Annotated in this window: 9 protein-coding genes; 2 read left to right on the top strand and 7 right to left on the bottom strand. The window is 41.2% G+C overall.

Features of this window, described 5'->3' with window-relative positions:
- Positions 1 to 247: 247 nt before the first annotated feature.
- Together OTK50_RS19785 and OTK50_RS19780 are read right to left on the bottom strand one after the other, a co-directional pair.
- Complete coding sequence (locus OTK50_RS19785) at positions 248 to 409, bottom strand: hypothetical protein (protein WP_164704431.1); 162 nt, start codon at positions 407 to 409, stop codon at positions 248 to 250.
- 6 nt (positions 410 to 415) lie between these two features.
- Positions 416 to 595, bottom strand: coding sequence for a hypothetical protein (locus OTK50_RS19780; RefSeq protein WP_069837944.1), 180 nt, complete (start codon positions 593 to 595; stop codon positions 416 to 418).
- Positions 596 to 913: 318 nt separating this feature from the next.
- Here OTK50_RS19780 and OTK50_RS19775 point away from each other — a divergent pair, with 318 nt between their 5' ends.
- A complete protein-coding gene (locus OTK50_RS19775) occupies positions 914 to 1,393 on the top strand; it encodes a DUF3967 domain-containing protein (RefSeq protein ID WP_231834330.1) in 480 nt (159 codons plus the stop codon).
- A gap of 12 nt (positions 1,394 to 1,405) precedes the next feature.
- Here OTK50_RS19775 and mobV read toward each other — a convergent pair whose 3' ends face one another.
- From mobV to OTK50_RS19750, 5 genes are all read right to left on the bottom strand, one after another.
- Entirely contained in the window at positions 1,406 to 2,857 is a 1,452-nt protein-coding gene (gene mobV / locus OTK50_RS19770) for a MobV family relaxase (protein ID WP_231834329.1), read from the bottom strand.
- 335 nt (positions 2,858 to 3,192) lie between these two features.
- Complete coding sequence (gene lepB, locus OTK50_RS19765) at positions 3,193 to 3,753, bottom strand: signal peptidase I (RefSeq protein WP_021494580.1); 561 nt, start codon at positions 3,751 to 3,753, stop codon at positions 3,193 to 3,195.
- 87 nt (positions 3,754 to 3,840) lie between these two features.
- Positions 3,841 to 4,290, bottom strand: coding sequence for a hypothetical protein (locus OTK50_RS19760; RefSeq protein ID WP_021494581.1), 450 nt, complete (start codon positions 4,288 to 4,290; stop codon positions 3,841 to 3,843).
- A gap of 23 nt (positions 4,291 to 4,313) precedes the next feature.
- Positions 4,314 to 4,775, bottom strand: coding sequence for a hypothetical protein (locus OTK50_RS19755; RefSeq protein WP_266122008.1), 462 nt, complete (start codon positions 4,773 to 4,775; stop codon positions 4,314 to 4,316).
- A 192-nt stretch (positions 4,776 to 4,967) separates the two neighbouring features.
- Positions 4,968 to 5,987 carry a protein rep gene (locus OTK50_RS19750; RefSeq protein WP_032488327.1) on the bottom strand — a complete coding sequence of 340 codons (1,020 nt, stop codon included), beginning with the start codon at positions 5,985 to 5,987 and terminating at the stop codon, positions 4,968 to 4,970.
- A 1,025-nt stretch (positions 5,988 to 7,012) separates the two neighbouring features.
- Here OTK50_RS19750 and OTK50_RS19745 point away from each other — a divergent pair.
- On the top strand, positions 7,013 to 8,137 hold the full coding sequence (locus OTK50_RS19745) for an aspartate phosphatase (protein WP_266122007.1): 1,125 nt from the start codon (positions 7,013 to 7,015) through the stop codon (positions 8,135 to 8,137).
- Positions 8,138 to 8,764: the final 627 nt, after the last annotated feature.

Here is an 8,764-nt window from a genome sequence, read left to right as displayed (position 1 = left end):
GCGCGATTTTTTCTCTCCAGTCAAGTTCTTGGGCTTTGCCCAAACCCACCAACGGATGGCCGTTGGATGCCAATACTCAATCCCCCCAACCCCCCGAATCTTCGGGGGACTCCCTCGCCGGTTGGCGTCAAACAAACGGGTTTGTTTGAGTGCTGAAAGGGTTCGGGTGGCGCTGAGTGAGTCAACTCCTTAATCCTCCCTACGGTCCGGTTACCGTTGACTCACGCCAAAATCGCCCGCTTCCCATTTAGAGATAAGACAGCTCAAGCGCTTTTCTTATGTATTCTTCTTCTGTGATTTCTCCATGAAACCGCCTTTCTAAAAGCTTTTCCTCTTCTTCAGTCAGCACTAAGCCCTCAAAGCCAAGGGTTGCTCTCACTTGTCTCATAGCCGTTTCAAAATCAATCATTTGTCTCTATACCGCAGGTTCAATCGTCAATTTTGTTCCATCAGGCAGAGACATTTTCAAGGTATTCAAAGCATCCTCCGCTTCCTCGATCGTCTCGAATATCTCCTCTCGTTTCTCTCTGTCTGGGTGTGTGCTCGTGAACGTAATTTCCGTCCCTTCCAGCTCGCCCACAATACGATATGCCATGTGATTCCCCTCCCTTTTTCTGTTAGATTATAGCATCCCTTTTTTCAAAGCCCCTGCAGGTCATTTCCGCCAGTACGCCCCAATTTATTTGGTGCGTATAACTGGGCACTCCGTGACCGCTCCTAAATTCCAAAACAAACTCAAACACAAAAGAACCCAATCAGTCCCCTGTCATGACTGGATTTTTCCTCTCGTTTAGGTATGCAGCGCTCCTTTTGAAATGCACCCTTTTCAAAACAACTCAAACATAATAAAGGGTGCAATACTTAAAGGTGTCTGGCCTCGCCATAGCGAACCTATTTTACGAGGTGATTCGTGATGGATATGGGAGTCAAATTATCGTCCAAGGACGTCGCAAAACACCTCGGTATAGAGCCAGTGACTGTCCGCAAGTATGCCAGTATGCTTGAAGAACAAGGCTACTCATTCAATAAAGATTCGAAAGGATGGCGACTCTATACCGAGGATGACGTAAAGACTTTAGAGTATCTATGTACAATGACTAAGATCAATGGACACTCACTCGACGAAACGGTAAAGCATATAGCAAGCCTATATCGTTCAAAACTGACCATATCGGATACCGCTACATCGCTACAGAACAATCCTTTGGTCGAATTCATGAAACGACAGGAAGAATTCAACCGCCACATGGCAGAACGGATGGAACAATTCGAAAAAAGACAGCAAGAAAGGCACGAGACACTCACTGCCGCATTACGGGAGTCGCTCGAGACACAAAAAATGATCGCAGCCACTAAACAAAAAAAGTGGTGGCAATTTTGGAAGAACAGCTAATATCACCAACAGTCACCGCTCTAATTCATGGTCCTTATATTTATTCGCTTCTCTAGGCATTCCAGCCGTACGAAAAAACGATGCCGCTAATTTCCGCACCCTTGGCAACTTTTCTTTAGCCCACTGCACCATTTTATCTTTCCACTGTTCCAGTACGGCTACCCGCTCTCTTAACGTCTTATTTTCCTTGTTCAGCACCTGAAACTCCTTATTCTGCTCTTGGGCGAAGTTCAGCAGCTCACCATACCTGCCTCTTTCCGCTTTAAGGCTTTTTTTCGTTTCGTTATGCTTTTTGACCTCATTGTCTTTTTGTTCGCTCAGAGACAGCGTAAGCCGCTTCAAATCCTTATTCTCCGTTCTTAGCTCGCTGTTTTCTGTTTTCAGAGCAGACAGCTCTTCTTTCACTTCCTGACGGAGTTCTTCCCTCTGCTCTTCCGTAAATTCTTTAGTCAGCTTCCGCCGCATCCCCCTTTTTGCTTTTTCGACCTCCTCGTTCATAGTCGTCTGCAGATCCAAGAGCATCTTATCTTTCGAATCTGCCCGTTCCCTTTCTTCGACGGCTATGGACTTCCACCGTTCCTTCTCTTCCGTCTCCGCTTCAAGTTGCCGCGACAGTTGCGCCGCCATTTTCCCTTGATCTTCCGCATAAGCATACAAATTTTCAAGTTCATGCTGCGGCACAGTCACCTTGTCTTTTTTGAAAAGACCGGCTTTTTCATACTCAACGGTCGGGAGCCGCCGCTCTTGTGTTTTGGTCGTCAGTGCTTCTTTTTTGGCGGAAACCACTGATTCAACCGCTCGGTTCTGCTGTTCCAGCTCGGCTTTCCGTTTTTCCTTCAAAGCGATCTCAGCGTTCAGCCGCTCAAGCTCCGCTTTCCGCTGATTGATTTTGTACTGGTGAACATTTTCATGCTTCTTTTCGCTTGGTTCTCCCCGCTCCAAGTCAAAACCGCTCTTCACCATATGCCGGTGAAAATCATCCTGAATGGCTTTCATCTTCAGCTTGCCGTTAAAGAAATCTTTAGCAGAAAGCCGGCCATCCTCAGTGATCGGCACAATCCCGACATGCATATGCGGGGTCGCTTCATCCATATGTACCGTGGCATACAACATGTTTTCCGCACTGTATTTCTCTTTCAGATGATCAGCCGCCGCTTCAAAGTAGCGCCGCTGCTCCGTCTCGCTCAATCCGTTCATGTAGTCAGGACTGGCTGTAATCAAAAACTCACTCACCAGAACGGCATCGTCCCGCACTTTCCGTTTGACCCTGCCCTCGATTTTTTCACGAACCGCCTGTGCGTAGCTGATCGGTTGCCCGTTGATCAGGTCATAATTGAGATGCGACCGGCCACGATCAATGTTTTCGTTTTTGCTTTTTTGAAACTCCCGCTGATTGTGTTTTTGCGTCCCATTCAGTCTATCTTTCTTGTATTTTTCCATCCTGATAACCGCATAATTTGCCACACGAATTCCCCCAATATATACCACTCTATTAGGGTTATGGTAACACAAAATTTCAGTTTTGGTGTAACGCACTACACCAAATTGTTCCTACGGATTCAATTTGGACGTGCGACCTGCGGTGCCGGTGGCTCTCTCATTCTCGCTATCGCATCGAAAGTTCGTGCCACTTGTCGGCTGTCCGCCGACCCGATTTTTCCGCCGATGAGAGATCGGCAGAAAATCGGAAAAACCCTTTCCGCTCCCGCAGCATTTAACACATGAACATTTTGTTCTATGTATTAAATTTTCAAAGAAAAATAAAAAACAGACCTCATAGCCTGTTTCAGTCTGAAAAATTATTTAGCTTGACGCACATTACTAAACGGAAAAAAAACAAACTCTTCAGTTCCCTGAATATCATCTTTAGTAAAGAGACCAAGACCGTTACGACTGTCCATGGATTCTTGTCGATTATCACCCATAACAAAATATTTACCTTTTGGAACTTTAATTGGCCCAAAATCCCCTGTAAGATTTATTCCCATACTCTCAGCATTTGTTTTATTAGAGGACAAATATGGTTCCTTCACTTGTTTTCCATTAATAAAAAGGTGGTCATTCTTCATTTCTACAGTGTCTCCAGGTAAACCAATTAATCGCTTTACATAGTGTACGCCTTTTTCCTTTCCGTTTAAAATTATAATATCTCCTCGTTTAAAATTGCCTATATACTTAACCGTCTTATTCACAAATAATCTTTCTGAATTAACCAAAGTGGGTTCCATAGATTTACCTTCTACCACATACGGCTCAAACAAAAAATTCCGAATAAGAAGAGCAAGTATAACGGCTATCACAATAGCCTTGCCCCACTCTAAAATAGAGCTCTTCTTTTTAGAAACTTTTTCTTTTGTCAAAGAAATTTCCTCCTCCGCATTTTCAAAACTCGCTTATCACATTTTACCAAAATCAAAATAAAAAAGCAGGATTAATCCTGCTTCTCATCATCTACTATCCGGACTCCAAAGGAAATTAATTTTCCCTTTATCTCCATCGAAACAAAGTCTAATAGGAACTCCCTTTCCGTATCTTTCAACAGCATAATTGGTAAGGTGATACGTGTTCCCCTTTGTAACATATTTACCTAGACTAGCTTTATCTTTTCCAGAAACATTTACCCAGTGCCTTTTTCCTTTTCCTTTGTTCGCATCAGCATCGACGTAAACAAGCATATTCCGACCACTTCCATGAGACAATACTTTCAAATAAACACCACTAGTATTTGCTTTTTTTGCAACAGTAGTACAACCATGTGATGCATTAACATTTACAGTTCTGTCCTTTGTATCTGCCTTAGCCAAAGGAGGATAAGAAATTATTGAAACCATTAAACATAAAACAGCTCCAACTATAATTAATACTTTACTTTTTTCTAAAATATTTCGAATAGCCATATAATACACTCCTTAACTTAAATTTATCTGGAGTCTGGACTCCAAAGAAATTCAACTTTTCCAGACTTACCGCCTTTATCAACAAGTAAACGTATAGGAACTCCCTTTCCATATCTTTCAACAGCATAATTGGTAAGATGATATGTATGTCCTGAAGATACATAAGTACCTAAACTGCCTCCAGAGCTACCAGAAACGTTTACCCATTTTCTTTTTCCTTTGCCCTTATTTGCATCAGCAAAGACAGAAACTAGCACTCTTTCTCCTTTTTTCACCTTAACGTAAACTCCACTAGTGTTTGCTTTTTTTGCTACTGAAGTCCAAGCCTTTCCGTTAGTGGTTGAAAATGTCTTATCTACTGTATCAGCTTTAGCTATAGATGAGTCTTTAACAGGAAGCAACGCATAACCAACAGTTAATAATAAAGACAAAATAATTGTTAAGGGCAGAAGCATTTGGCTTCTTTTTAATGAATTAATAACCATAGAAGTCTCCTTTCCATTAATTAAAAATATATACAATAGTACGATAGTACATTTTTGTTTATTTTTGGTTTTTAATTTTGTTTTTTAAGGAAAAATTAAGGATTTAATCAAAATAGAGGTTTTTTTGTCATATAACGCATTTTGTTAATACAAACACGGCATAAAAAAAAGACCTTTTGAGGGTCTCTTTTTTTATTTGAGTATGTAATTCTTAATGCCAGGATGCCAATAAGCCATGACTTCAAATGCACCATTTGCAACTTCGTCATCTTCTTCCTCAATCTTGACAAGATCGCCGCCCTCCGCATCACCAAGGTTCAGCTCCTTATGAATTTCCTTCAAAATACCGCCGTACCCGATCAGTCTGCGGGCTGAAAGCGCATCATCCAAGTAAAACACAGTATTCAAATTATCATCCGTCACCTTGCTGCCACGCACAACATCAGTATCTTTCACTGGATACTTAGAAATCTCTAAAACAGCTTTTTGCTCCATCATCGCTTCTCGTACATCACTCTCTATCTGCTCGGCATCAATTTTAACTCTTCCCTTGACCCTTCGAATATCGACGATTGGAGTGTAGTCCAACTTCATAGCTCTTTTCCAAAGACTCGTCCATTCCGCTTGCTTGATGTAATTTTTACCGAAATAATTTCTCTTCACAGGTAACAACACATGGAAATGAGGATGATATGTATCTTCTTCATGATTTTTAGTGATCTCTAAAGCTCTGAAAAACCCAAGAACAGAGGTCTTTACTTTTTTATACTGAAAAAGCTTCCGAAAACCTTCCATCATCTCAGAAATTTGTGGCTTCAGGCGTTCTCCCTTAACATTTCGAACCGTCAACGTCAAAAAAATCCATCCGCAGCCATACTGTCGATTCGCTTCCTCAATAATCAGCTTGTTATGATAAGCAATTTTTAACGACCTGCGCCACGCACACATCGGACATAACCTCACTTTACAAAAGTGGGCTTGATACAGTTTCAATCTGCCCGTTTCCGGGTCTCTTTTAAACGACAGATGCTCTGCACATTCAGATAAACGCTCAGCCTTTTTGCCATAGTAAGGCGCTCCGATTCTTTTCTCCAATGCTTCATAATGCTCCGCCATAAGATTGGCCCGTCTCTTTTTTCCTCTCCAATCCCGCTTTTTACCTGTTGCAGTTTTATCTTCGAGGATGCTATAATCATTTTCAGATGAATACATGAACAAAGAAACTCCTTCTGATGCTAGTCCTCTAGCAATCTATTATTTTGGTTTGGTCACCTTAAATAATAGCAGAAGGAGTTTTTACCTGTCAAAAAGGCGTAAAAACCTTGACACACAAGGCATTAATAAGGTTTTTCAAAATGATGTTGTTGCTATATAGTATCAAGATAAGAAAAGACCCGATTTCGACTCCGTCAAAATCGCAAAAAAGGCCGGCAGAATTGCCGGTCTTTTTTTAAAACCCAAAACCTAAGATCAAAACCATTCTTCCCCCGTAGGGGGAGATTTTTTTTAAAAATCGGCTTTTTTCATGCGAAAAAGCCTTTTTTGCGTTCAAAAACGTTTTTTTCTAATCGCATGTAAGCGATCAGTAACAAATCCGTTCCTTTTTGGCCGAAATCGGCCCGAAAAAGTCGCACTAACAAAATATTTTTGATGGCAGCCGTTCAAAAAGTTGCACTATCAAAATAATTCAAGGGCGCGTTTCTGAAAACATTGCTCTATCAAACTATTTTATTTTCCTGAAAAATTGATCTTCCGAAATATTTGATCAACACATCCAGTCATGGTCGAATGCGTAGCATTATTTATTTCGCCAGTGCGAAAACGAGCACCCTTTGACTAGGTGCGTAAGTGGGCACTCCGCTTTTGCATCCTGAAACCGAGCCGCCCTGTAATCAAAAATGAAGAAAAAGAAACCCTTATCCATTCGCATACTAAAAAAAGTATGCTACGGATAAGAGTCTCGAAAAGTGTACGGTTGTTAATCACCATTAAAAGCGTATTGTTACAGGCAGAAATGCATAAAATCCCCCTATGATTATCATATGTTTCTTTAATTTCCTAAAGCATTGGGAAAACATAGGGTAAACATAACCAAAGAACGACCAAAACACATGGGCCTATTGTTCAAACCCCTTTAAAATCATGATTGCGGTTTGTCGAAAATTTTCCCGCAACAAAGTTACAAGCGTTCTTCTTATGCTACCATTTTCAGTAAATGATTTATTTGGGGGGAGAGTATGAAGGGCGTTCCATCAGCAAACGTAGGGGTTAAAATCAGCGAATGGTATGATGCAGTAAATAAGTTTGACGTTAAAATGGCCATAAAACTAAAAAGACAAGTCGAAGAGCTTTTAGAGCAAATGGAAGAAGATCAGAATGTGCTGATATACTATCAACTCATGAAATTCAGACATGACTTAACCATGAACTACCTATTTCCCTCTGAAGCTTCTAAACCATTAGAAAAATGGGAGTATCTCAAAAAGTCCGAGGGGAAGGGTCAGAAACTGACTCGCTTAATGGAGTATTACGCCAACTTTTTTGACGGGATGCATCATTTTGCAGAAGGTGATTACATAAACGCCATAAAAAGCTACCGGCAGGCAGAGAAAAAGCTTAACCGAGTCGTAGATAAGATCGAACAAGCCGAGTTCTTTTATAAAATGGCCGAGGTTTATTATCACATGAAGCAAACTCAAGTATCCCTATATTACGTTAACCTCGCCTACGACATTTACAAAAAGCACGACACATATATTGTCCGGTCGATCCAATGCTTGACCGTTATCGCAGGGAATTATATTGACTTATTGGCTTATGAGAAAGCCTTGCCCTACCTAAAGAAAGCCCTATTGAATGCAGAAGAATTTAACAACAAACCGATGATAACAAAGGGATTGCTTAACGTCGGATGCTGCTACAATGCGATGGATGAAAAGACCGTAGCAATCGCATATTTCCGAAGAGCAATTAAAATCGGAAAAGAGACTGATGCCAAAGAATTAACACAGGCTTATTATGAACTGGCTTTGCTTCACTTTAAGCAAGATGAAAAAATTGAAGGGCAGGAGTTTTATGAAAAAGCTCTTGAAAGCGCCCATCATTATAAAGACGACCTCTTTTTATTTCTCTTGAAATTTCTAAAAGTTCTGTTTATTGAATCTGCAAATAGGTCTGATGTACTTGAATCCTTAAATAATTTGAAAAATAGCCGAGGTTACCCGTACCTTGAGGAACTGGCATTAGTTGCCGCTGAATTTTATACTAGGAAAGAGCGAATGGCTGATTCTGTCTTTTTTTACGAAGAAATGGTGCTCGCTCAAAAACAAATCCAAAGGGGCGATTTCCTGTATGAAACGTAAGCTGCTTCTTTCGCTAACCGTTGCTTTAAGCTTGTTGGTTGTATCCAGTCACAATTCAGCTCAAGAAAATAAATCTGCGGCATCGGAGAAAAGTGGAGATTTCGAGATAGCTTCCAGACTCGCCACTTGATATAAGCCCCTGGGGCAGGTCATTATGATCTGCTTTTTTTTCTGAATTCAACACACCCAAAATAATCATTTTAAGCCTCTTTATAGACGTTCTAACGAAAACCCTACCTTTTATTCCAGTAAGATTTTAAAACCGCTTAGAAACGAATCTGCGAATTCTCAGACGCATATATCAATATACGCAAAGGACAACAGCAACAAAAAAGGCGGATGCTTTATACATCCACCTTTCCTTTTTTACGCAACAGCCGGGAAGCAAAATGCGCTCATTTTTTATTTTTGCGATTACTACCCCCCTGTTAGCGTGGGGGGGCTTTCGGGTTGGATTCGATCCGGTCGCTTATCGCTGCCGCTCGGCGACTGCCGTCGCCTTACGCTCCCTTCTCTCACCAACAGTTCACGTTCATATTATCTGCCTTAATGATAGCGCGATTTTTTCTCTCCAGTCAAGTTCTTGGGCTTTGCCCAAACCCACCAACGGATGGCCGTTGGATGCCA

It is taken from the genome of Bacillus sp. NEAU-CP5 (assembly GCF_026420705.1).
Classification (GTDB): domain Bacteria; phylum Bacillota; class Bacilli; order Bacillales; family Bacillaceae; genus Bacillus; species Bacillus velezensis.
The sequence above is the reverse complement of the archived record's forward strand: the minus strand, read 5'-3'. Positions and strand labels throughout refer to the sequence as shown.

What these genes read in the sequence shown, in the direction of transcription:
- OTK50_RS19785 (WP_164704431.1), bottom strand. Translation starts at nt 409, where the DNA reads ATGATTGATTTTGAAACGGCTATGAGACAAGTGAGAGCAACCCTTGGC.
- OTK50_RS19780 (WP_069837944.1), bottom strand. Translation starts at nt 595, where the DNA reads ATGGCATATCGTATTGTGGGCGAGCTGGAAGGGACGGAAATTACGTTC.
- OTK50_RS19775 (WP_231834330.1), top strand. Translation starts at nt 914, where the DNA reads ATGGATATGGGAGTCAAATTATCGTCCAAGGACGTCGCAAAACACCTC.
- OTK50_RS19760 (WP_021494581.1), bottom strand. Translation starts at nt 4,290, where the DNA reads ATGGCTATTCGAAATATTTTAGAAAAAAGTAAAGTATTAATTATAGTT.
- OTK50_RS19755 (WP_266122008.1), bottom strand. Translation starts at nt 4,775, where the DNA reads ATGGTTATTAATTCATTAAAAAGAAGCCAAATGCTTCTGCCCTTAACA.
- OTK50_RS19750 (WP_032488327.1), bottom strand. Translation starts at nt 5,987, where the DNA reads ATGTATTCATCTGAAAATGATTATAGCATCCTCGAAGATAAAACTGCA.
- OTK50_RS19745 (WP_266122007.1), top strand. Translation starts at nt 7,013, where the DNA reads ATGAAGGGCGTTCCATCAGCAAACGTAGGGGTTAAAATCAGCGAATGG.